This window comes from Winogradskyella marina (assembly GCF_015645385.1).
GTDB classification, from domain to species: domain Bacteria; phylum Bacteroidota; class Bacteroidia; order Flavobacteriales; family Flavobacteriaceae; genus Winogradskyella; species Winogradskyella marina.
In genome coordinates this window covers 56,847-79,337 of record NZ_JADOET010000013.1, presented here as the reverse complement: position 1 = coordinate 79,337, position 22,491 = coordinate 56,847, and the positions used below count along the sequence as shown (strand labels likewise).

Here is a 22,491-nt window from a genome sequence, read left to right as displayed (position 1 = left end):
TAGTTAAATAAATAAAAACTATGCATAATTTTTTTAGTCTGTTTAAACTTGACTTTCAAAAGTCCCTTCTAAAACAGCCTTAATATCGCCCTCTAAGCGATCAAAAGTATATTGCTGCGACCACTGTAACGATGCTTCTGCTATGGCATCTAAATAGTCTGAATGGAATACCTCTAAAAAATGGTTTACAGCCGAGTCCAATTCCGCATCTACAACAATACCCCGAATCCCATGTCCCAGCATCCAACTCACGCAAGATACCGAAGTCGCTACAGGAATACACCCATAAAACATCCCTTCAGCCACAGCTTTGGGCCAACCTTCACTTTTCGATAATAAAATATTAAAATGCGCGCCTAATAAAGCCGATTTCACAACCATTTTATCTTGATTCCCATGCATAGTAATACAATCTGCAAGCTTATGTTCTAATATATAAGTTTCCAGTTCCGGGCGTAAAGGCCCGTCTCCAAACAATTCCAGCCGTGCCGAAATCCCTTTATTATTTAGGGCTTCTATAAACTGTATGGTCAATAAGGGGCGCTTCCCTGGCACTAGCATACCTGCAAATACAAAAACTAATTCTTCAGTATAATCTTTAGCCTTAAAAGGCACACGCTCTTCATCCTTGTAAGTTGCCGAAATAAAAGGATACACATTAGAAGTCTCACCAGGCCAATCTCCATAGACCAACACTTTCATATTTCGGGTTAAAAACGTATTCCTTAAAATGGCTTGTTGTAAACGGTAAGACCAAGGTTGATTACTGTTAGGGTCCCAATTCCCTGCGTATTTTGTTGACTTATTTTTCCATGGAAATAAAATTTGTACAAAACATGCAATTAAACTAACATTTGCAGGACATCTTAAATGAATATGGTCTGCCCAAGCCATAGCTCTAATCATTTGAAAAACCACTAGCGGCATAATCAATAAAGTCTTTAGAGTATTAAAAATAGAATTGAAAGCAAAAAATGGAATGTAATACCGCTTAATAGTTTTCGTACTAAAAGGTTTTATCAAAACATCTTCAGGATAAGAGAAAGGTGCCAATATTCTTTGTTCATCAGCATATTTAAACCAAACATCCATTTCGTTGACATAAGGAGAATACGACCAATATTTCCCATCTTTTAAGATGGTTGGTGCTAAAGATATGGTTAATAATTTTTTCGTTTTATTGTTCATATATACCCTTTTGAATTATGCTCATTTATTTTTACTGCCGGAACGCCCAAAACGGTTGTATTACTCAAAACATCTTTTGTTACCAAAGAGTTAGCACCTATAACCGCTCCATTGCCTACATTAATATTTCCTACAATTACAGCATTTGCTCCCATATAAACATCGCTACCTATTACTGGTACACCACGCTTTTGCCCAAGACCACTTACACCTATAGTGACACCTTGAGAAATATTACAATTATTTCCAATAATAGCATTTGCGTTAATAATAATTCCCCCAAAATGTCCGATATAGAAAGACTCACCTATGGTAGCCGAGTAAGGTAATGATATCCCTGTTAATATCTCAATCGATTTTTGAGCTATTAAGCAAGGTATTAATAATATACGCTTCAATACATTTGGCATACTACTAACATAAATTAAATTCGAAATACGATATACAAATAAGGCCCAAAGCCCTTGCTGAGTGAGTAGTAAAACTAAACTATTAGTGTTACTATAATCCTTATATTTAGTTATATCCTTTTTAAATTTTGAAAACATTTTAATTACACGGATTTATTACTATTAATAATTCGGTTATAAAATGTAATATTCTGTTCTACAATGCTGTTGATGTTGAAACGTTCTAATACACTTTTACGAGCATTAACACCCATTTTATCTGCAGCTTCAGCATTTTTAAATATCCATTTAATTTGTTCTGCTATATCTAAAGCATCATAAGGGTTACATAATAAGCCTGTCTCACAATGACTTATAACTTCTGGCCCAGGACCTTCTTTAGTAAATAATACAGGTTTCATCATACACATGGCTTCAGGTGCTACTAAACCCAAAGTCTCCATATGAGAAGGAAACGCACATACGTGAGCAGCTGCATATACTTTTGGCAATTCATTATAATCAATTACCCCTTTAAAAGTAACACTATCTGCATTTGATTTTAATTTAGGAATCTCTGTTGCTTTGAGCATTTCTATATAAGAATCGCCATTAGGATAAAACCAATCTCTACCACAAATATCTAAACTAGCGGTTGGAAATTCTTCTAAAATATAAGCCATAGCTTGAATGAGTTGTCGAATTCCTTTTTTCTCACAAACCGTGCCTGCAAAAACAATTTGATTAGGTACTACCGGAACCTCGATCGGTTGGAAGTGATTTAAATTTATAGGATAATTAATTCTTTCGACGAGACGGTTTTCTAAAGATAAATATTTAGACGTATGTGTTTTAACGAAATCTGAAACAGCCACAAAAGCATCTGCGCTTTTATAAGATCGTTTTTCCTGAAATCCCCGCCAAGGGTTTATTTTTCGATTTTCAGATTCTGAAAAAAAGTGATGACCTCCATGCATACGAATAACATAAGAAACTCCTTTTAATTTAGGCAAAAAAGCCAAACCCATATCCGAGGCTTCTACAATATCAATTGGTGATTCTAAGTGAATCGCTTTGATTCTATTTGCAATAACTTGTGTGTTGAAGTACCATTCTAAACCTTTTATTTTTTTAGCATAAAGTCTATAAACCTTTACTCCGTTGATAGATTCAATTTCTTCACTTGCTGTATAATTTTTTCCAACTACACTAACCTCTATTCCTTTTTCTACCAAAACCTTGCTTAAGGTTGCTATAAAAGTTCCTATGCCTCCATGCGGATAGCCTGGTTTCGGAAACTCATTAGTTATAAAACAAATATGCATAAGTTAAAAGAGTTTAGATATCAATTTAGACGTTACCGTGACTGGTTGTAATACAACATTTTCCATCCATTTTTTTCGATCAGGAGCAACGACTTCCTGTTGATTAATGGTTTTTAAAATATCTTCTGCAAGACTTGCTTTAGACTTTAACCAACCTACAGCATCTAGACTTGACATACTTCTAAAATGTTGATACTGATAGATCGTGTCTACATTCCAATCATGATCTTGAACAGGGTTATAGTATAAATACAAACATGGCTTATTGAACATCGTAAAATCATGAGCCATAGTTGATCCCAAATTTATAACAGTTTCACAATGCTTAGCCAAATTAACCTGCATATTAATATCTTCATATTTCGCAAAATACCCTGTCCATCCAGTATCGTTTGGAGTATTCCATAATGGATCTATTGAAGTAATTAAAGTGCTATATTTATCAAGTGTTACATCATATCGGTCCGAAAAATCAACTGGACAACGTCTAAAAATTAATTGTAATTGATTTTGATAGGGAGCAAGTGCTTCAGCAACATCTTCTAAAAACACCGCATCATAAGGTGATGTTTTCACATCATCGCCACTAAAACAAATCCATTTTTTATTAACATCTAATCCATTTTGCTTCGCAAATTGTTCACGTGTTGACTGCTTTGAGTCATCCAAATAAAATTCGAATTGTGGCGTTCCAACCAATTTTACGTTTTCTGTAGGTATTTCAGGATAATAATCTGCCATTTCTTGTTGCATCCACGCTCCCCAAACTAAATAGTAATCAGCTTCTACACACAAACGTGCCTTAGGTAAATTATCCCAAGAAAAAATAGCCGTATGTATCGTAATCCCTAATTGTTTTGCCGCTAAACATATGGGCATTAAACTGGCTACTCGCTGATGTGTTATAAAAACACTTTGAGGTTGCAAAGCCTCCAAATCAAATTTAAATTGATTAATTATAGATTTAGACCAATATTTTTTGCTTTTGGTTTCAAAATTCAAAATACGTTTATAATCTTTAGCTAAATAGTTTCCAAGACCTTTAGATACGCGTTGTAACCAAGCACGTTTACTAAACCCTTTAACTGTGGGCCAATTGGTTAGAATAGAAGTATTATTTTTAAGTTTAGCATTGTGTTTTAACCGTGCATACGTAGTAGCCTCACGATATAAACGTGTAAGTGGTGATTCTACTTCTAACTCTATGTATTTGTATTCAATTGTAATATGGTGCAAGCGTTCTACTGCTTCAAATACGACCTTAGGTAAAGGTGACCATATTACAATCTGAATATCATCTGCTTTGAGATACGTTAGGATTTTGGAATATAAATAGTTTTTTATACCCACACCATCCGGAACAACAAATAATACTTTCCTAGTTTTTGTATCCATTAATCTAATTTTAAATGTTTCACGATACTATCACTTACTTGACGGGAAAATTTTTCTGACCCAATTTTGTTTAAATGATATGAATCATAAAAATATGTCGTATCCAAGCACATAGGATCATTTGTGAAATCAAGAAAAAATAAAGTTTTATCGTTCTTTGCTAATTGGTTATACCTTTCTTTCACATACATGATTTTTTCCTCTTCTAACTTTTGCCTGCCAATATACTCAGGTGCCCAAATAAGAAAAATTTTATCACTATTGACTTCCAAATCATTTAGTAAATTATTAAAAACCTTAAATCTACTATCAAAATTGATATGACTATATTTGAATTTTTCACCTTTAAGATATTTCAATCGCTGCTTAAAAGTATCATTCCACATCTCATCTTTAGGAATGTATCCTTTTATATTTTGTAAGTCTTTACTAATACCGAAATAAGAATGTAATGAATTTAAAATCACATCTGAGTATCCTCTATATTTATACATTGGTAGCAGATATTCAATTGTTATATTTTTATCAAAAGAACTAAGCAACTTATAATTTTCTAATTTATAATAAGGAAAATATTGTTGTTTATTAGTTAATTCTTCGGTCTTAAACAAAGCTGTTATATCTACATTCTGTATTATAATTTTTGGTTTGTTATTATACTTAAAATATGGGTTTTGAATTAAAAATTGAGTATCAAAATGAGTTCCATAAGTACCTAAATTATAACTCACCATCTTTAATTCTTTTTCAAAAACTCTTGGGTCATAATGCTTGAGTGTTCTTGAAGTACCTAAAAATAAGATTTCAGCATTAATTTCTCCTTTATATATTTTATTCCAACTTACAAAAACATCATCAGTACTTTTCCTTAAACCTGTGTCTATTATAAATTGTAATATCCATAACACACCATATAAAGCAAAAGATATCTTAATAAGCTTAATTATAAATTTTTTCATAAACTAATTAAAATTGAAAATAAATAAACCCATTTGCTTCATTACTTATATTCAAAATAATCATAATTATAGTTACAAAATACAAACCATATCTCATGTAAGAAAACTTAAATATATCTCCACCAACAATTGATTCTCTATTTCTATTATACCATTCAAACAAAACAAATAGAATTAGAGCTAATAATAAAGGTTTAATAGAAACATTCATTGTTCTGTCTGAAGATAACGTTAAATAATCACTGTTTATAAATATTCTTTTAACATATTGTATTGCATCTAAGACCGATTTACTTCTAAAAAAAATCCAAGTGAAACTAGTTAGTGTAAATGTAAAGCATATTTGAAAAAAAGTTTTTACAGAAGGTAAAAAATGATTTGGAGATATATCATTAAGATACTTTCTGTTTTTATTATTAATGAGTAGTGGTAAAAAAAATAATGCATTTAGTCCTCCCCAAACTATAAATGTCCAATTTGCTCCATGCCAAAAACCGCTTATAATGAAAATAATAAAAACATTTCTAACCTTGTTCCATTTACTACCTTTACTCCCTCCCAAAGGAATATATAGATAATCCCTAAACCATGTGGATAATGATATATGCCAACGACGCCAAAATTCACCAATGTCTCTTGAAAAATAAGGATAATTAAAATTTCTCATTAGATCGAATCCAAAGAGACGGCTGACTCCTATTGCAATATTAGAATAGCCTGCAAAATCACCATAAATCTGAAAAGCAAATAATACTGCTCCAAAAATAAGTGTAGGGCTAGAATATAACAAGTAATTTTCAAAAATGTCATTTACATATAAAGCACAACCGTCTGCAATCACTATTTTTTGAAAAAATCCCCAAAGTATCAATCTCGCTCCAGATACAGCTTTGTCATAATTAAAAACCCGTTTATTATAAAATTGTGGTAATAAATTAGTCGCTCTTTCTATTGGCCCAGCAACCAATTGCGGAAAAAAACTAACAAACGCAAAAAATGAGATAGGATCTGTTGCTTCTTTTATCTTACCTCTGTAAACATCTATTGAATAGCTTAAAGTCTGAAATGTATAGAAACTTATTCCAACCGGTAATATAATATTCAAGGTTGACACATTAAAGTTTAAGCCTAAAAAATTAAAACTATTTGCAAAACTCTGAACAAAAAAATTATAATATTTAAAAAAACCTAAAAAACCAAGGTTTACAATAACACTTGTATATAAAAAGAATTTAGACTTATTTTTATCAACAGTATTTGCTATTTTTTTCCCCAATATAAAATCTAAAAGAGAACTAAAAATTATAAGACTAAGAAATCTCCAATCCCACCACCCATAAAAAATATAGCTAACGAAAACTAAGAATATATTCTGAAACCTTAAGTTTTTATTACAGACAAACCAATAAAAAAGAAAAACTAATGGTAAAAAAAAGGCAAAATCCAAAGAATTAAAGAACATCTCGAAACTGTTTTTGATGATTTAATAACCAAAATGCTTCTTCTTGTAAACTCTTTAAAAACAAAGCACCACTATCACCTCCTCCAAACTGTGGTGTCATGGGCTCTATAGTCAATTTAGGAATCTGGTGTAAAGCCTCCAATATAGCAGCTTCACTATAATCTACATTTATAATTTCAGAATGAGTGACACGATTTTGTTGTCGTGTCCCAATATTAATTACAGGAATGCCATAATAAGGTGCTTCACGTACCCCAGCACTGCTGTTTCCTATAATACATTGGGCATGTTTCAGCAGCGTTAAAAAATATTCGAAACGTAATGAGGGAAAAACTTTAAATCGTGTATTATTTTCTAAACGTGTATACGCTTTTAAAATAGATTGACTACCTAAATCATTATTCGGATAAATTACGACATAGTTATCTTTACTTGCTAATAATGCATTTACAAAAGCTTCTGCATAACAAGACATCTCCTTAGCTTCTGTAGTCACAGGATGAAACATGACGATATTATACCTTTCAAAAGGAATGTCATAATAATGTTTTACCGTGTCTAAATCTGGTAAGGTATCCGAAAACATAATATCTACATCTGGTGAACCTATTGTATAAATAGCACTTTCCAACTCCCCCATCTGAATTAATCGTGATTTCGCTTGATCATTAGATACAAAATGGACATGGCTCATTTTACTCGTGGCATGGCGTAAGAGTTCATCTATCGTTCCAGAAACTTCGCCCCCTTCAATATGTGCGACTAACACATTGTTTAAACTTCCAACAATAGCACCTGCCAAAGCTTCCACCCGATCTCCATGCACCACAATTAAATCGGGGTCTATACTCTTAATATAGTCTGAAAATCCCGAAATGGTTTTAGCCAAAGTCAAATCCATTGTAGCCTCATCGGTATGATTTTCAAACGTATAAATATTTTTAAAACCACTCTTTTTTATTTCTATCAAAGTGTATCCATACAAATGTTGTAGATGCATTCCTGTCACAAAAATATGAGGCTCAAAATCAAGAGAATCTTGCAAAATAGCAAGCAATGATTTTAGTTTTCCAAAATCAGCTCGAGTGCCTGTTAGGAATACAATCTGCTTCATGAATAAAAGTATTTAAATCGTTTTGGTACTCGTTGATTTCAATCTTCTGAAATTGAGAACAATTTTAAGACTTTTATTTGAAATGATAAAAGATTAAGAATGGTTTCATCTCATCAATAGAAAGATTCCTAGAACCTTTGGAATGAAATCCAAACACATATCAATAGAGATTCCTTTTATTGTCTGAATAACATTTTATATTGAAATAGTCATCTACTTCACATCTTCCAACCGTAACTGTACATCCTCCTCTAAATCTACAATTGCCGTTTTCCCTAATAAATCATTAAAATGTTCTGCTAAAATCTCACCAGTTCCTGGACGCTTCACCCAAATATTGGCTTTAGTAAACACCTCTCCTTTTTTAATGGGAGCAATAGTACATACCGTTGCAAAAGCAAAATCTATGGTCACTTGTTCTTCTTTGGCTGGTGCCTTGGTTCCTCCACGCATAAGTGCCATTTCTGCACTATTCACAATTAAATCTCTACAGGCCTGCTCGTCCATACTACACACAATATCTGGACCTGTACGTTGCATATGATCGGTAAAATGACGTTCCAAAATACTACCTCCTAAAGCAACAGCGCCTAGACACGCATTGTTATTAAGCGTATGATCACTTAAACCAAAGACTTTATCAGGAAAAGCCTGGTGCAATTCTACCATCGCACCAAAACGCACCAAATGAATAGGTGTTGGATATAAATTAGTGGTATGCAATAAGGCAACAGGAACTTTATGTTTATCAAAGATAGCGACTGCTTTCTTTACACTTTCGATGGTATTCATGCCTGTACTTAAAATAACAGGTTTTCCAAATTGTGCAATGTGTTCTAATAACGGATAATTATTACATTCTCCAGAACCAATTTTATAGGCCGGAATATCAAAACGTTCTAAGCGTTCTGCAGCAGCTCTAGAAAAAGGGGTAGAAATAAAGATCATACCCTTACTTTCAACGTACTGTTTTAAAGCCAATTCATCAGCTTCATTTAACGCACAACGGGCCATAATATCATAAATAGAAATATCTGCATTTCCGGGAATTACTTTTTTAGCCGCCCCACTCATTTCATCTTCAACAATGTGGGTTTGGTGTTTTACCATTTCCACACCAGCACGAGCAGCCGCATCTACCATCTCTTTAGCAACTTCTAAAGAACCTTCATGATTGATACCAATTTCTGCAATAACTAATGGTGGATAATCTGCACCTATTTTTCGGCCTGAAATTTCTATATATGGTTTCATTATTATGATTTTATTATTATAAACTAATTAGTAATAAGTTATTTTTTTATAGTTGAATAACGATATAAATAATAACTATTTTAATATGATTAATACTATTTTCTATTCTTCTTTATATTTCTCTAACAAAAACTCAGCATAATCAAAATCGTCTTGTGTATCAATATCTACTTTAGCAAACAGATGATCAACTACAAAAGGAAAAGCATCCTCGGTCATAATATAGCCTTGACGTATAGCATTTACAGCTGTAATATATAACAAACCATTTTCATAATACAAAGGCTCTAAGTCTTGACTGCGTTGTCCTGGCGTATAATTATAGGGTACAAATGTATTATTTAAAATCTGCCCCAACTTATCATGGTTTCGAGTAACTGTAAAGGCACTCGAATGATTTTTAGTTTTAAATTCTGTAAACACCTCTTTGAATAGTGCTTTAGGACGCAAAGGGTTTGTTGGTTGTAATAACACAACGGTTTCAATTTCATTATCATTCAACTCTTTTAAAACATGTTGCAAAGCACTTACTGTGGGCTCCAAGTCTCCTGATAAAATGCTAGGCCGATCAATAACACTTGCGCCGTGTTCTATAGCTACTTGTTTTATATTTTCATCATCTGTACTAACATACACAGCATCAATTTCAGGTTGCTCAAAAGCATATTTAATACTATGCCCTATTAAAGGCATACTCCCTAAAGGCAATATATTTTTATTTAGTAACCTTTTAGATCCTCCACGAGCTGGTATAATTGCAATAGTTTTCATTTAACAAATTTATATTTAACCATTCTTGACTTCGATAAAAACAGATAATTAATTCTTAATTTTCTTAATAATATGAAAACTACGTATACAGGCCTCGTGCCCCTTGAATAGTTTATTAATATTAGATTTGTCAAAAACACTTTGAAAATCATCATAGGCTTCTATTGGAATTCTAAAAAAAGTCTCTATAAATCTTGGTTCATTTGAAACGGGCAAAAAACGAGATCTCCAAGCATCTAAACCTCTTGATAAATGATCGTAACGTTGAGCTTGCATCTGAGAAGGATAAAAGTTAATGAGATCTGCTTTCTCATCAATCACATCAGTTATATCTTCATAAAAATTTGCTAATACATCGGTGTGCACTCCATATAAATACAAAGGAAAATCTTTTTTAGCGCTGTTTTTAAGTGCCTTGCCAACCATGTATGCACATAAACGATGTTTAGGAGGATGATCAACAGGCCATACTGTAAATATAGCATCCCAATCTTCTCTAAACCAAGACGTCAAGGTTTCAATATGATATTTATTAATTTTTAAATTAATATTACATACCTCTAGGTTTCGGACACCTACTTTTAAGTAATTACATAAGTTTTCCGCTTCTTTACGCCTAGTGACTACTGATTCTATAGGGTTAGATAATTCTGCTCCATCAGTTAAGAATCCTATATGCACCTCACTCCCTTGGTCTACTAATTTTTTAAGAAGACCTCCACAACCAATTACTTCATCATCTTGATGTGGAGCTAAGATTAAAACTTTTTTTAATTTTTTCTTATTAATTTCCTGAAGATCCAGAACTTCTCTGAAGTGATCTAACTGCCAAACTTTTTCTAAAAATTCAATATCAGTTCCTTTAAATACATTCTTTAATAAGAAATTATAGCTCGCTTTTTCATTTCGAGATAAGTATCTATATTGGTATATTGATTCTACTTTATTTATAATTCTTCTGAACATCTTACCAATATTTTAAAGGTCTCTTAATTAATGTTTCAAGCTCAATGTTGTATTTTTTATAGTAATTTTCTAAATATAATTTCACACTGTCATTATCAGAATTACTACTATTATTACGTTTTGAATATTTATAAAAGCTCATTAAATATTTTCTAAAAATTTCTCGTTTACTCTTATTTTTAGTAACTCTTACAATAACACCTTCTACTAGACGCTCCCAAAGATCAAATATTTTTCTCAAGGGTAGTGTTTTTGCAAAAGCCCTTCTTTTTAATAGTTTTTCTTTATTAGAATGTATAGGGTTAAGATTTATTAATTCTTTTTGATTGATTTCTAAAAAATTACAAATTGACTCAATTTCTACTTCATAATTATTTATGAGTTCTTCTAAAATGACAATTTTTACTTTTTCCTTGGAAATATATTTATAAAATTCCGTCAATGATTTAGCATAGCAGCCTCTTGCTTTATATTGTAGGTGCAAACATTCCCAATCTGTTAATTCGGTCTTTTCTTCTCTATCGATAGCTTCACGAAAACTGAGTTTTTCACGTCCTTTAGATAACTCATTAAAATAGTGACTTTCCGCACGTCTCACGGGATTCCTTAGAACAATTATGAATTTCGTATCAGGTAAAAATTTAGCAAGTCTTTCGTGGGAAGATTTCCACCATAGTAAATCGGCATCTTTTTGCCCTATAACCGGTTCTGAATGATCTGAAAATAGTTCCCAATAGTCTGAAATATCATGATTATCCTCCCAATTACCCAATCTAGAATCCCTAGGTTGAACCTTTGAAAACAATTCTGGTTCAATAAAAAAATCATAATCTGATATATTTAACATTCCTATTTCTGTATGCTTACATAACAAATCATAGAGTGTAGTAGTTCCTGACCTTCTTTCTCCGGCTATAATGAAATGCGGTTTACTTGTTTTCATATTTGTAACGTACTAGTGTACACTCCATTTTTCTAGATTAATAATTTCCGTAATTTTCTTACGCCACTCCGCTAAATCATAAATATTTTTAGGGGTTTTAGAAGAATAAGGGTTTTCTAAAGCATTACTAATATATAATTTAAGCGCATAGTTAATAGCATCAACCCAAGATTTTTCAAAGTTTGGATTTTCTACAAGTTGACCATAATCTCCATAACCTAAAACTTCAGAATTTGCTCCTAAATCTGACGCAATACAATAACAACCACTTTTTAAAGCTTCTGTTAAGGATAATGAATGCCCTTCATAACACAATGAAGGAAATAAATAAAAATCAGAAAGGCTATAATACATAGGTAATTCTTTGTTAGGTATAATCCCTAATGTTGTAACATTTGGAATATTAAAACGTTGTTTCGTCCCAATGATAAGCAATTCTATATCTTTATGCGTCTTATTAATTTCCTCCCATACTTTTAAAATAAGATGTAGCCCTTTCTTTTTTCTATCTTGAGATAACCATAAAAAGTATTTTTTGTTGGGTTTAAAACCTAGACTTTCCCTTAATTGCTTTTGCTTTTCTTTGCTCACGCCTTTAAACAAACTAGAATCTACACCATTATAAAGCTGCTTTACACGGCAGGGAATTGCATGTACGTTTAATAACTGAATTTTATAAGAAGCTTTAGTCAGTACGACTAATAGATCTATGGCATTAAAAAATTCTTGTTTTTTTTGTGGATTTAAATAATAATTATGACCATGTTGTAAAAAAATAATTTTTATAGATTTTCTTTTGTTGTTTTTTAATAAATAGTGCTCCACCGCTAGCAATATCCCGTAATTATCGATAATTGTAATTATAAAGTGTTGTTCTCTTTTTAACAATTTATCTAATGCTAAAATATAATCTCTATATCTGTAAAACTTTACAAACTTGTTTAATAATTTTGATTGTCGGTAACCTTTAACATTAATATGCTTATGAGATAGAAAGCTTCTATTCTCTAAAGGACATATTATGTAATCAAATATACTACCATCATATTCATTTAAATCTGTAATCATACGTTTCCAACTGCCAATAGTCTCTGTAGGAATGGAATTATGTGATATTAATATGTTTTTAAGCATAATATTAGTTGTTATCTTAATAATAAAAACCCCTTTCTAAATAATACTATAATTGCAATTGCTACGTGCAATTTTATTTTATGGAAAGTAGTGTGTGAAAAGCTATTAATAGTACTGTTAACTTGATGTTTATAGCTCTTAGCTAATCTTAATCTTATACTCAATTCTTCTTGACGTACTAGCATTTCGTAAAAGGCTTGTAATGTTTTTAACTGCGTTATTTTCTGATATAGCTCTCTAAATCTTAAAGATACATATTGCGTATTCTGAGAAGTAAAATAGTGATAATTAAAAACAGCTTCAAGTTTTTTTAAGGTTAGAGTCTTCTTAGCAGAAATTCTATCATCTCCTCTGCGAATTAAAAATAAAAAGTCAGGTTCATAAAATTTAAAATTTAACCCTTCTATTAACATTCTGAAATGAAACTCTGTGTCTTGAAGTTTAATTCTATTTTCGTCATACAATACTTTATTCCTTAAAAAGGATTTTTTCCATAAAGGTCCATGTGTTATAAAAAATAATTTAGAAGACACATAGTCCACCAAAGAGTTATCTCCATCTAATTTAGGCTTACGAACTTCTAATACAGCCTTGTCCTCCTCAAAATAAGCACCATAACCCAATACAGCATCTAAACTAGGATAATGTTGAAAAATTTTTAATTTTTCAGTTAAAAAATTTGGCAACATAATATCGTCACTATCAAACCAATTTACAAACTCTCCCTGAGACATTTCATAACCATAATTACGAGCTGCATTACCACCAGACAGACGATTTTCGGGTCTTTGGTAATATTGAAACCTATTATCTTTCCTACAATAGCCTTCTATAACTTTAATTGTATTATCTGTACTCCCATCGTCTACTATTATACATTCCCAATTTGTATAATTTTGGTCTATAATAGAATTTAAAGTTTCCCCAATAAGATGAGCACGATTATAAGTTGGTATAATGATTGAAATTAATGGGAAATTGCTCATAAATATAGATTGTACTTATTGTTTGAGTATTCAATTCTTATAAATTAAACTAAATCATCAATAATTTTTTGCAAAATACTTATATGCCTATCTAAAGTAAAATGCTCTGAAATATTCTTTCTTCCTTGTTCCCCCATCAATATAGCCTTCTTTGGGTTATCTAATAAAAACAACATATTTTGGGTCATCTTTACAACATCATGTTCATTGCATAATAATCCTGTTTCACCTTCAATAATTACATCTGGAATACCTGCATGTTTAGTTGAGATTACTGGCAAACCTGCTGCACTCGCTTCTAAAACAGCTACAGGTGTACCTTCCTTATCTCCAGAGCTCGCCGTTATAGAATGCTGTACATATGCCAAACTTTCGCTTAAATAATTTTGAAACTCATGAGGCGTAATAACACCTAAAAAAGATACGTTTTTTTCAAGATTTAGAGACTTAACTAAATTTATACAGGTATCTAATAACAATCCTTTACCAGCTAATAAAAGTATAGCTTCAGGGTACTTTATTAAAACCTCTTTAAACGCTAAAATAGTATAATAAGGTGCTTTTTTATCTACAAAACGACCAATACCAATAAATTGTTTTTTAGAAAACTTAGCTTTTACATTAAAAAAATCTGAATTTGGACCGCATGGATTACATACTAGCTTTTCCATAGGGCACCCTAAATCAAATAAATTTTGAACCATTAATTTTGATACAGCTATAACCTTACTAGAAAAACTAAAAACAGTTTTATAATTATTACAATACTCTATAATATATCTACTACTTGCATCCACTCCATGAAAATGAACGACAATAGGTATTTTTAATTTATTTAATACATTTTTTAGATAAAAAGCATGATTTCCATATTCAACTAAGACAACATCTATTTTATATTTTTTTAAAGCTTTAAGTAAAACTTGCTCCCAAGCGTATCCATATTTTCTACCAAGAAGTTTTCCTTTTACTTTCAATAAATCATAATAAAATGAAGCTTCTAATTCGCCAACACCTTCTAATCTAATATCCGATCCACTCCCATAAAAATAAAACATATTCCCTTTCAAATAATTTTTATGTGCTTGAATGAATGTTTCCGAATATGGGTTCTTGGAAGGGGAAAAAAGGGCTATATTCATAAAGACTTTATTTTAAAAACAACAAAATTATAAAACAATGAAGCTTTAGATAAAAAACCTTCTGAAATTTTATAAAAACTCTTATCTAAAAATTCATTTTTTTTATGTGCATTAAACCATTTTTTTTGCATTTTTTTCACACTTGTTTTATCCTCTAATTTGTGATTTTTAAATAAAAATTCTCTAATAACTACTTCTTCTAAGACACGCTGTTTTTGTTTATGTAAATCATAATGATTTCGACTTACTTCACTATGATTTCTAAAATAGTTTAATTTTTTGTTAATAAAAGTTATATCCGTATGATAAATCAATTTAATCCAAAAAAACCAGTCTCCACACATTTTCATTGAAGTCAACTCTTTATTAAATAAATCTGGCTTAATTAATTTTCGCTTGAACAAAACAGCACTTGCATTTGGTATTACATTCTTTTTTAAGAGATATTTTTCTACAAATTGAATCCCTAGGATTGAAAAATTATCTTCCCAAATATTTGGGTTAAACTCTTTTGTATAACTTATTCTATCTTTCAAAACATCCCCTAATTCATCTACATCAACACTTTGAACATAACAAATTTGAGAATTATCAGATTTATTCTTTAAACACGTTTCTAAAAAATTTAGTTCGCAAAAATCATCACTCTCTGCTATCCATATATATTCTCCAACAGCTAATTTAATTCCTTTTTCCCATTGTTTAAACGGACTTCCTGAATTGACATTATTAATAATAATATGACTTACTTTTGGATGATTTTTGTAAGATAACAAAACTTGCTCGCTACTATCTGAAGAAGCATCGTCTAATAAAATGACTTCAAAATCCTGAACTGTTTGATTAAAAACAGAATCTAAGCGTTGTTGTATAAAATTAACGTGATTGTAGTTAGGAATGATTATGGAAACTTTAGGCGTCATTCAATTCCGTTTCTATAACATTATACAATTGAGGACAAATATATTCTGGTGTAAACTTTCCAAATTCCTTTTTATTGATGTCACCATGTATTTTAATCAAATCTCTTTGATTATAATAAATCATTATTTTTTCAGCCATAGCTTTTACATCTAAGTATGGAACTATAAACCCACCGCCTTTTTCCAAAACTTCATTAGTACCAACTGCTTGTTCGAAACTAATTATTGGCTTTCCTAATAAACCGACTTCAATACAAACTAACGGAAAAGGATCTTCTCTTGATGGCATTAAAAACACATTAAAATCATTAAAATAGGTACTAGCATTATCAACCTCTCCTATAAAACAGACATCATCTTGTAGTCTTAGTTTTCTTAAATCTTCTTCAATTATATATTTGATGTTTTTAGGCAAACCACCAACCCATTGAAAAATAATATCAGCTTCTGCATAGTGCTCTTTTATATAGCGTGCAACTAATATAAACAAATCATAACCTTTTCTCCAATGCACTGTACCAGATGCACCTATTATAAAATTAGAATTAGCTTTTTTTTCTTCTACTGCTAAGGGCAACTCTACATTAGCACACTCATAAACTACGTCTACATCATTCTCATTTATGCCCCAATTATTAAATAAGTTCTCTCTCACTAATTGTGCTGGTGCAATAATTCTTGAAATGTGTGGTAAATAATCATTAAAATCAGGTAATAAACTTCTAATAACCACCTCTAGTTCATGCACATGAGCAATAACCTTAGTTTTGGCATAAAACGTTTTCAAATTTATAGCTACAGGAATTGAAACTACAGTATTAGCATAGATAACATCGTACTCGTTACTTGCTAAATTTGACAGAAATACATCTTTTATATTTTTAGGGGTATATAGTTTTAACCTCTTAAATACAACTTTAATAAAAGGCGAAGGCTCTTTTTTTGTTTTTAAAGCATAATTATAATACGTTGTACAATTCGCTTTAAAATCTTCCTCCATATTACCTCCTTTAAGAGCAATAACATCTACTTTAATTTCTGGTTTATGTACACGTAACCAACGTAAAAAGTGCAAAATCACCATAGGTGCTCCTGTACGTGTGGTATCGTGCGTTACGAAGAGGAGTTTCATAATTATTTAAATATTTTAATAAGAGCCTTAGAAATCCAAAATCTTTGATTTCTTTTTAACTTATGAATTTTAGTTAACAATTTTTCTTCAACATTTTCATAAATCGCTAAATCAGAATAAAATGCAGGAAAATAAGTTTTCATAGTCTCTTCTCGTTCTTTCAAAATTAAAGGCCAACTTTCTGGAAGACAACTTAAACCGTCTCGATTACACATAGAGATAAACATATTAATACGTTTAAATGAACAATTATATTTATAAATAGCTAAAACAAAAAATTTCCAATCTGAAGTAATCTTTAGTTTCTCATCATAATTTCCAATCTCTCTAAATAATTTATGCTTAATAAAACTACCTTGATGAGGAAGAGAAGCCTTAGAAAAATACTTGAAGGTTATTTTATTTGAAAAATCATCATCCCATATTTTTTGTTCTTTTATCCATTTAATTTTTCCATAAATTATATCTTCTACTGGAATAAAATTTACGAAATTCTCTATAACTAAATCATCAAGTAACCAATCACCACTATTTAAAAACAGCAAATAGTCTCCTGTAGCATGAGCAATTCCTTTATTCATTGCATTATAAATCCCATTATCTGGTTCGCTTACCCAATAAGCTAAATCTTGTTCGCAACTTTCTATATAAGCTTTACTACCATCTTCACTACCTCCATCAATTATAATATATTCGATATCGGTATAGGTTTGCCCCAACACACTTTTCATTGTTTTTTGCAAACCTTCTAAATCATTATAATTTATCGTAATTATTGATATCAACATTAAAGTTTCCTTTTTATGATGTTAAAGAATCACTAGTATTAATAAACATATTAGCTAAACAATTGTTATCTGTTATATTTTTAATATTAGTAAATTTTATTTAAATAACCTGTAAAAAATTTCTTTCAATAGGTAAGAGAATTCTTTTTTCAAATGAATTCTCTTCCGACCATCCGTACGGATGTGCATAAAATAATTATATGCTCTGGTCTGTTTTTGTTTTGCTTCAGTTAGTTCATAGTTCCCATAAGCCAATAAAAATTCAGAACCTAAATAATTTTCATAACCTATTAAAAAATCTTTAAATGTTTTATTTAATGTTTTTTGTTTAAATTCTGTTTTAACCTGATAATAGGATTTCTCTGAGTTTTGATAGGGATCTCCAAACTTTCCTTTATACTTTTGATTATTACTTGTATCAGATACTTCTACTTGATAAGCAATACCTATCCACTTATATACTTTTTTTATCTCTACAATTGTATCTCTAATTAAATCTTCGTATCGTAGAGCATATATATTAGGATTATCTCTGTGGTTTTTACAAAAAGCATGTATTTTTTTGGGAGCTAATAATAAATCTCTTTTGTAATAATTTAATTCAGATATTGAATTTATATTCCAAGTATTGATAATGGATTTTACTACGTCTAATGGATTGCGTTTTAAAATAATTATTTTACTATTAGGAAATAGATTTTGAATCTCATCCATTATTTCCCAATATCTCGGGGTTTTGTCAATTGCAAATTTGTACCCATCAAAAAGAGGAGTATATAAGTTTAATAAAAAGGACTTTTGTTCGTTATTAAAGTTAATACTTGGATATTTTTCTAGGTAATCATTAAAAGCAGTTTTAGCTAATTTATTATCAAATTTTGCTTCGAATAAATTAGGCTTAAATTGATTAGCAAAATATAATAGCAACCATGGTTCACTACACGTGTTAGTTTCATTATTATTTGATAACAAATTTTGAAGATAAGTAGAACCTGCTCTAGGTTGAGAGATTAAAAATATTAAATTTTCTTCTTTCATTAATATCTAATTTTCTTTTTAACTTTTACCCTATTTTTTTTAAAGTATTGTAAACACAACCATTTTGCCGCTGTAAAAGATTTGAATAGAGATATTCTCCTCTCTAATAGATTAAACTTCATAATATGTAGAAAAGAAGACATTTTCGTTGGTAAATTGGATTCAATGATACGATAAAAACTTATCACAGTTTTTGAAGCTTGCTTATGAAACTTGTAATTATAATGCTTATCTGCAAAATCCCATATATCTATCCAGTTTTTAAAATGCTGAACATAAAATTGATTATTACCTAACTCCTCTAATCCTGCAGTACTAACTCCATTTCCTGTTAATCTATATACAGCCATTTCTTCATCTATAAAACCAAAATCACCATGTTTACCTAGTAAAAAACTAAGCGGCACATCTCCAAAAGCAACTTCAGAGAACCAATAAGGAAAAAAATTTGGGTCAATTATATTCCTAAACATAACCGTACGTGTTTTCACTCGCATCTCATTAGAAAAAATATTTTCTACTGTAGCTATTTTTTTAGGAAAATAACCATGACCTTTTTTTGGTGCATCTTTTTCTATAAATAAACCTTCCTGTAGGACTGCATTTTTTTGCCAATGATGACAAGCAACCAAATTCGGAGAGCTTTCTAAAAGATCTACCTGCTTCTGTAACTTTAATGGGTCTGTCCAATAATCGTCACCTTCACATAGTGCAATGAATTTGCCTTGGCAAGATTTTAAATTTTCCATAAAATTAAAACGCCCAGTAGGATTTCCGTTAATTTTAATCACATCTTTTCGAGAGCGTAAAAACAATCTAATTTTAACTGGAAAACGTTCTGCATAATTTTTACAAATTGCTCTAGTTCCGTCAGTACTATCATCTTCCCCTAATATTATCTCATAAGGAAATGTGGTTTTTTGCATTAAAATACCATCTAAGCATTGTTTAATATAATTAGCATGATTATAGGTTACCACGCTTACACTAACAAGTGGTTTTGTTTGCTTATTCATATAAAAAGCGCTCTAAATTTGTCCCTTTTAAATTTTGAATAATTTCATCTTGGATATCTATGGATATATCATTTTTATAAGCTTCATCATTAATTTTAACTCTAAAAACGCTATTTGGGTGATTGACTTGTTTCGTTTTACTTTCCTCAATAAAGTTTTTGCTTTGTTCCCCAAAAGTTATTCCTGCAAATTTATATAACTCTTCTGACACCTCTAAAGTATTAGAAAGCATAGATTTATACGTAACTAATTTAACCCGTTTTGGATAAGATTTTTCTAGTGATAAAAACATCTCAGTTACCACCTTCCATTTATCAAACCCAAAATAATCAGCCCTATCCGTATTTTTTAGCTGCGCTAACTTCCATTCTTTAAGAAAGTCCCATGATTTGTCAAATTCCCTTGGGGCGTTCTTCCATGAGCTTAATACAGCCAAAGGGTTTCTTATAACCAAAATGAGTTTTAAATAGCTATGGTTCTTCATTAAATTTGGTAAAACATTGTGGTAACGAACATGCTTAAAAACTAAATGCTGCTGTTCTTCCATTTTTTTAAACTGAGGATAACCTTTAAGTAAGTCAGTATCTCTCATATTAATAAAGTCGTCATCACTATTGTATATGCCATCAAAGAAATCAGTGATATCTTTAGAAGATGAGAACTCATCAAGTCTCTCCTTAAATGCATACGAAAACAATGGTTGAAATTTTAATCTTACTTCTGGAGATGCATTAAAAATTTGAGCTAACCAAGATGTCCCGGATCTTGGCACACCATGAATTCCTGTTATTGTTTTCATTGATAATTAACATTTTCTATAAACGACTTAACTTTTTCAATCTCGTTGAACATTAACACATCAATAATGGATAAATTTTCTACAAATTGAAAATTAAACTGCTTGTATTTAATTTCAGGGGCTTTTAATGTACTTTTTTTAGCATTAATTGGCTCCCAATATTTATATAATTCTTTTGAACCCGGTGGTAATATAATTTCACTGGCCTTATAATTATTTAAAATATGTTCAAGTTTTTCGACCTTATCGTCAAATTCACTTAATCCTTCTATTTCTGAACTAAATGCAAATTGGTTCCGCATTTCTAAATAATTACTTATCATTATAACAGATTCTAATGAGAAATCACTTATTTTATCATACTTTTTATTCTCTAAAAAATTCTCTAAAATATCGTAAATATCATTAAAAAATGGAGCTTTAGAATAAGTAAATTTAATTTGTTTTAGAAACTTAACTTTCCACTTGCCATAATCACTTATCACAACCTCATTTACCTTCGTCCCCAAACTACTTTTTTTTACAGGAACTGTAAAATACTGTTTGCCATCACCTGACAATAGGTTATTTCTATTTATATAGCCTCTTTGAATGTAATCTACATTATCGTAAAAAACAAATATATCACTAGCATTAACCATCTGAAAATAGCCTATATAAGGAAATATGTATGGTTGCATTACAGCTACTTTCATAATGTATCTAATATTATTTTTGTTATTAATTTTACCTCTAAAGGCTGTAACCCATGATACAAAGGCAAACACAAAACTCTAGAAGCTACAGACTCTGAAACAGGACAGGATACGCTTTCAACATAGTCCAAAGTATTTAAACTAGGATAAAAATAACGCCTAGGGAAAATAGCGGCTTGGTTTAGAGCTGCTTTTACACGCAAAAGTTCGGCTTCATCTTTAAAAACAACAGGGTAATAACTATAATTCCAACGAGCCCCTTCTCTAATTTTAAATAATTTAAGCGTAGTGTCTTTAAAGGCAGCATTATAAGTCTCAGCAATATGTTTTCGTTCTTCTAAAATTTCACCCATATAAGGTAACACAGCCAAACCCATAGCAGCTTGTGGTTCACTCATCTTAGCATTAATACCTATACCCTGAAAAGCTTCTGGACCATCATGCCCAAAATTATGATGATAAAAAAATTTATTATGTAATGTCTCATCTTTAGCAAACAAGGCACCTCCTTCACCGGTATGAAACAACTTTGTCGCATGAAAACTACAGGTACTAACGTTGCCATAATTAAAAATAGATTGTCCGTTATAGGTCACTCCAAAACAATGGGCAGCATCATAAACAACTTTTAAGTCGTGTCTTTTTGCTATGACTTCTATAGCTTCTATAGCACAAGGATTCCCAAAAACATGGGTTGCTAATATAGCTGATGTTTTTGCTGTGATAGCAGCTTCTATTTTGGTTTCGTCTATCGTTAAATACTCAGGATCAATATCTACAAAAACAGGTTTACACCCCTCCCAAACAATACTGCTCGTCGTCGCAACATAACTAAAAGGAGTGGTTATAATTTCGCCAGTTAATCCTAAGGCTTTTATAGCAATTTGCAAAGGCAACGTACCATTAGTAGTCGCTATAATGTTTGAGATTCCTAAATATGTTTTTAGTTTAGCTTCGAGTTCTTGAACCAAAACACCTCTATTAGTCATCCAACCAGTATCCCATGCACTCTTTAATATAGCATTGTACTCTTCTTGTGGAGGTAAAAATGTTTTGGTGACGTTTATCATAA

22 protein-coding genes are annotated in these 22,491 nt (G+C 30.8%); all 22 read right to left on the bottom strand.

Annotation, left to right across the window (positions count from 1 at the left end):
• Positions 1-42: 42 nt before the first annotated feature.
• The 22 genes from ITJ86_RS13865 to ITJ86_RS13760 all read right to left on the bottom strand — a co-directional run bounded on the left by ITJ86_RS13865 (position 43) and on the right by ITJ86_RS13760 (position 22,489).
• On the bottom strand, positions 43-1,188 hold the full coding sequence (locus ITJ86_RS13865) for a glycosyltransferase (RefSeq protein ID WP_195872249.1): 1,146 nt from the start codon (positions 1,186-1,188) through the stop codon (positions 43-45).
• The gene (locus ITJ86_RS13860; RefSeq protein WP_195872248.1) at positions 1,185-1,736 is read right to left on the bottom strand and encodes a serine O-acetyltransferase; all 552 of its coding nucleotides are present in this window, start codon (positions 1,734-1,736) and stop codon (positions 1,185-1,187) included. Before ITJ86_RS13860 ends, ITJ86_RS13865 begins: the two co-directional genes overlap by 4 nt.
• A gap of 5 nt (positions 1,737-1,741) precedes the next feature.
• The gene (locus tag ITJ86_RS13855) at positions 1,742-2,902 is read right to left on the bottom strand and encodes a glycosyltransferase family 4 protein (RefSeq protein WP_195872247.1); all 1,161 of its coding nucleotides are present in this window, start codon (positions 2,900-2,902) and stop codon (positions 1,742-1,744) included.
• 3 nt (positions 2,903-2,905) lie between these two features.
• Entirely contained in the window at positions 2,906-4,297 is a 1,392-nt protein-coding gene (locus tag ITJ86_RS13850) for a hypothetical protein (RefSeq protein ID WP_195872246.1), read from the bottom strand.
• On the bottom strand, positions 4,297-5,256 hold the full coding sequence (locus tag ITJ86_RS13845; RefSeq protein ID WP_195872245.1) for a hypothetical protein: 960 nt from the start codon (positions 5,254-5,256) through the stop codon (positions 4,297-4,299). The genes ITJ86_RS13850 and ITJ86_RS13845 overlap by 1 nt, the downstream gene beginning before the upstream one ends.
• Positions 5,257-5,263: 7 nt before the next feature.
• Positions 5,264-6,532: an MBOAT family O-acyltransferase gene (locus tag ITJ86_RS13840; protein WP_317190634.1), complete on the bottom strand. Its 1,269-nt coding sequence runs from the start codon at positions 6,530-6,532 to the stop codon at positions 5,264-5,266.
• 175 nt (positions 6,533-6,707) lie between these two features.
• Positions 6,708-7,832: a UDP-N-acetylglucosamine 2-epimerase gene (neuC, locus tag ITJ86_RS13835; RefSeq protein WP_195872243.1), complete on the bottom strand. Its 1,125-nt coding sequence runs from the start codon at positions 7,830-7,832 to the stop codon at positions 6,708-6,710.
• Between the two features lie 213 nt (positions 7,833-8,045).
• Positions 8,046-9,086: an N-acetylneuraminate synthase family protein gene (locus tag ITJ86_RS13830; RefSeq protein ID WP_195872242.1), complete on the bottom strand. Its 1,041-nt coding sequence runs from the start codon at positions 9,084-9,086 to the stop codon at positions 8,046-8,048.
• 102 nt (positions 9,087-9,188) lie between these two features.
• On the bottom strand, positions 9,189-9,857 hold the full coding sequence (locus ITJ86_RS13825) for an acylneuraminate cytidylyltransferase family protein (protein ID WP_195872241.1): 669 nt from the start codon (positions 9,855-9,857) through the stop codon (positions 9,189-9,191).
• Positions 9,858-9,905: 48 nt separating this feature from the next.
• Positions 9,906-10,823, bottom strand: coding sequence for a PIG-L deacetylase family protein (locus ITJ86_RS13820; RefSeq protein WP_195872240.1), 918 nt, complete (start codon positions 10,821-10,823; stop codon positions 9,906-9,908).
• A gap of 1 nt (position 10,824) precedes the next feature.
• The gene (locus ITJ86_RS13815; protein WP_195872239.1) at positions 10,825-11,766 is read right to left on the bottom strand and encodes a sulfotransferase; all 942 of its coding nucleotides are present in this window, start codon (positions 11,764-11,766) and stop codon (positions 10,825-10,827) included.
• Positions 11,767-11,778: 12 nt separating this feature from the next.
• Positions 11,779-12,900 carry a glycosyltransferase family 4 protein gene (locus ITJ86_RS13810; protein WP_195872238.1) on the bottom strand — a complete coding sequence of 374 codons (1,122 nt, stop codon included), beginning with the start codon at positions 12,898-12,900 and terminating at the stop codon, positions 11,779-11,781.
• Positions 12,901-12,911: 11 nt separating this feature from the next.
• Positions 12,912-13,886: a glycosyltransferase family 2 protein gene (locus ITJ86_RS13805; RefSeq protein ID WP_195872237.1), complete on the bottom strand. Its 975-nt coding sequence runs from the start codon at positions 13,884-13,886 to the stop codon at positions 12,912-12,914.
• Positions 13,887-13,930: 44 nt separating this feature from the next.
• Entirely contained in the window at positions 13,931-15,028 is a 1,098-nt protein-coding gene (locus ITJ86_RS13800) for a glycosyltransferase (RefSeq protein ID WP_195872236.1), read from the bottom strand.
• Entirely contained in the window at positions 15,025-15,951 is a 927-nt protein-coding gene (locus tag ITJ86_RS13795; protein WP_195872235.1) for a glycosyltransferase family 2 protein, read from the bottom strand. The genes ITJ86_RS13800 and ITJ86_RS13795 overlap by 4 nt, the downstream gene beginning before the upstream one ends.
• Positions 15,941-17,083: a glycosyltransferase gene (locus tag ITJ86_RS13790; RefSeq protein ID WP_195872234.1), complete on the bottom strand. Its 1,143-nt coding sequence runs from the start codon at positions 17,081-17,083 to the stop codon at positions 15,941-15,943. The genes ITJ86_RS13795 and ITJ86_RS13790 overlap by 11 nt, the downstream gene beginning before the upstream one ends.
• Positions 17,084-17,085: 2 nt before the next feature.
• Complete coding sequence (locus ITJ86_RS13785; RefSeq protein ID WP_195872233.1) at positions 17,086-17,871, bottom strand: glycosyltransferase family 2 protein; 786 nt, start codon at positions 17,869-17,871, stop codon at positions 17,086-17,088.
• Positions 17,872-17,967: 96 nt separating this feature from the next.
• Positions 17,968-18,909 (bottom strand): sulfotransferase family protein, encoded by a 942-nt coding sequence (locus ITJ86_RS13780; RefSeq protein ID WP_195872232.1) that lies wholly within the window; start codon positions 18,907-18,909, stop codon positions 17,968-17,970.
• On the bottom strand, positions 18,909-19,925 hold the full coding sequence (locus tag ITJ86_RS13775; protein WP_195872231.1) for a glycosyltransferase family 2 protein: 1,017 nt from the start codon (positions 19,923-19,925) through the stop codon (positions 18,909-18,911). Before ITJ86_RS13775 ends, ITJ86_RS13780 begins: the two co-directional genes overlap by 1 nt.
• A complete protein-coding gene (locus ITJ86_RS13770) occupies positions 19,918-20,724 on the bottom strand; it encodes a sulfotransferase domain-containing protein (protein WP_195872230.1) in 807 nt (268 codons plus the stop codon). The genes ITJ86_RS13775 and ITJ86_RS13770 overlap by 8 nt, the downstream gene beginning before the upstream one ends.
• On the bottom strand, positions 20,721-21,419 hold the full coding sequence (locus tag ITJ86_RS13765; protein WP_195872229.1) for a WbqC family protein: 699 nt from the start codon (positions 21,417-21,419) through the stop codon (positions 20,721-20,723). Before ITJ86_RS13765 ends, ITJ86_RS13770 begins: the two co-directional genes overlap by 4 nt.
• Positions 21,416-22,489 (bottom strand): DegT/DnrJ/EryC1/StrS family aminotransferase, encoded by a 1,074-nt coding sequence (locus ITJ86_RS13760; RefSeq protein ID WP_195872228.1) that lies wholly within the window; start codon positions 22,487-22,489, stop codon positions 21,416-21,418. The genes ITJ86_RS13765 and ITJ86_RS13760 overlap by 4 nt, the downstream gene beginning before the upstream one ends.
• Between the last annotated feature and the right edge of the window lie 2 nt (positions 22,490-22,491).

What these genes read in the sequence shown, in the direction of transcription:
- ITJ86_RS13815 (WP_195872239.1), bottom strand. Translation starts at nt 11,766, where the DNA reads ATGAAAACAAGTAAACCGCATTTCATTATAGCCGGAGAAAGAAGGTCA.
- neuC (WP_195872243.1), bottom strand. Translation starts at nt 7,832, where the DNA reads ATGAAGCAGATTGTATTCCTAACAGGCACTCGAGCTGATTTTGGAAAA.
- ITJ86_RS13850 (WP_195872246.1), bottom strand. Translation starts at nt 4,297, where the DNA reads ATGGATACAAAAACTAGGAAAGTATTATTTGTTGTTCCGGATGGTGTG.
- ITJ86_RS13830 (WP_195872242.1), bottom strand. Translation starts at nt 9,086, where the DNA reads ATGAAACCATATATAGAAATTTCAGGCCGAAAAATAGGTGCAGATTAT.
- ITJ86_RS13780 (WP_195872232.1), bottom strand. Translation starts at nt 18,909, where the DNA reads ATGAAAGAAGAAAATTTAATATTTTTAATCTCTCAACCTAGAGCAGGT.
- ITJ86_RS13775 (WP_195872231.1), bottom strand. Translation starts at nt 19,925, where the DNA reads ATGAATAAGCAAACAAAACCACTTGTTAGTGTAAGCGTGGTAACCTAT.
- ITJ86_RS13845 (WP_195872245.1), bottom strand. Translation starts at nt 5,256, where the DNA reads ATGAAAAAATTTATAATTAAGCTTATTAAGATATCTTTTGCTTTATAT.
- ITJ86_RS13865 (WP_195872249.1), bottom strand. Translation starts at nt 1,188, where the DNA reads ATGAACAATAAAACGAAAAAATTATTAACCATATCTTTAGCACCAACC.
- ITJ86_RS13855 (WP_195872247.1), bottom strand. Translation starts at nt 2,902, where the DNA reads ATGCATATTTGTTTTATAACTAATGAGTTTCCGAAACCAGGCTATCCG.
- ITJ86_RS13820 (WP_195872240.1), bottom strand. Translation starts at nt 10,823, where the DNA reads ATGTTCAGAAGAATTATAAATAAAGTAGAATCAATATACCAATATAGA.
- ITJ86_RS13795 (WP_195872235.1), bottom strand. Translation starts at nt 15,951, where the DNA reads ATGACGCCTAAAGTTTCCATAATCATTCCTAACTACAATCACGTTAAT.
- ITJ86_RS13860 (WP_195872248.1), bottom strand. Translation starts at nt 1,736, where the DNA reads ATGTTTTCAAAATTTAAAAAGGATATAACTAAATATAAGGATTATAGT.
- ITJ86_RS13800 (WP_195872236.1), bottom strand. Translation starts at nt 15,028, where the DNA reads ATGAATATAGCCCTTTTTTCCCCTTCCAAGAACCCATATTCGGAAACA.
- ITJ86_RS13790 (WP_195872234.1), bottom strand. Translation starts at nt 17,083, where the DNA reads ATGAAACTCCTCTTCGTAACGCACGATACCACACGTACAGGAGCACCT.
- ITJ86_RS13765 (WP_195872229.1), bottom strand. Translation starts at nt 21,419, where the DNA reads ATGAAAGTAGCTGTAATGCAACCATACATATTTCCTTATATAGGCTAT.
- ITJ86_RS13760 (WP_195872228.1), bottom strand. Translation starts at nt 22,489, where the DNA reads ATGATAAACGTCACCAAAACATTTTTACCTCCACAAGAAGAGTACAAT.
- ITJ86_RS13810 (WP_195872238.1), bottom strand. Translation starts at nt 12,900, where the DNA reads ATGCTTAAAAACATATTAATATCACATAATTCCATTCCTACAGAGACT.
- ITJ86_RS13825 (WP_195872241.1), bottom strand. Translation starts at nt 9,857, where the DNA reads ATGAAAACTATTGCAATTATACCAGCTCGTGGAGGATCTAAAAGGTTA.
- ITJ86_RS13805 (WP_195872237.1), bottom strand. Translation starts at nt 13,886, where the DNA reads ATGAGCAATTTCCCATTAATTTCAATCATTATACCAACTTATAATCGT.
- ITJ86_RS13770 (WP_195872230.1), bottom strand. Translation starts at nt 20,724, where the DNA reads ATGAAAACAATAACAGGAATTCATGGTGTGCCAAGATCCGGGACATCT.
- ITJ86_RS13785 (WP_195872233.1), bottom strand. Translation starts at nt 17,871, where the DNA reads ATGTTGATATCAATAATTACGATAAATTATAATGATTTAGAAGGTTTG.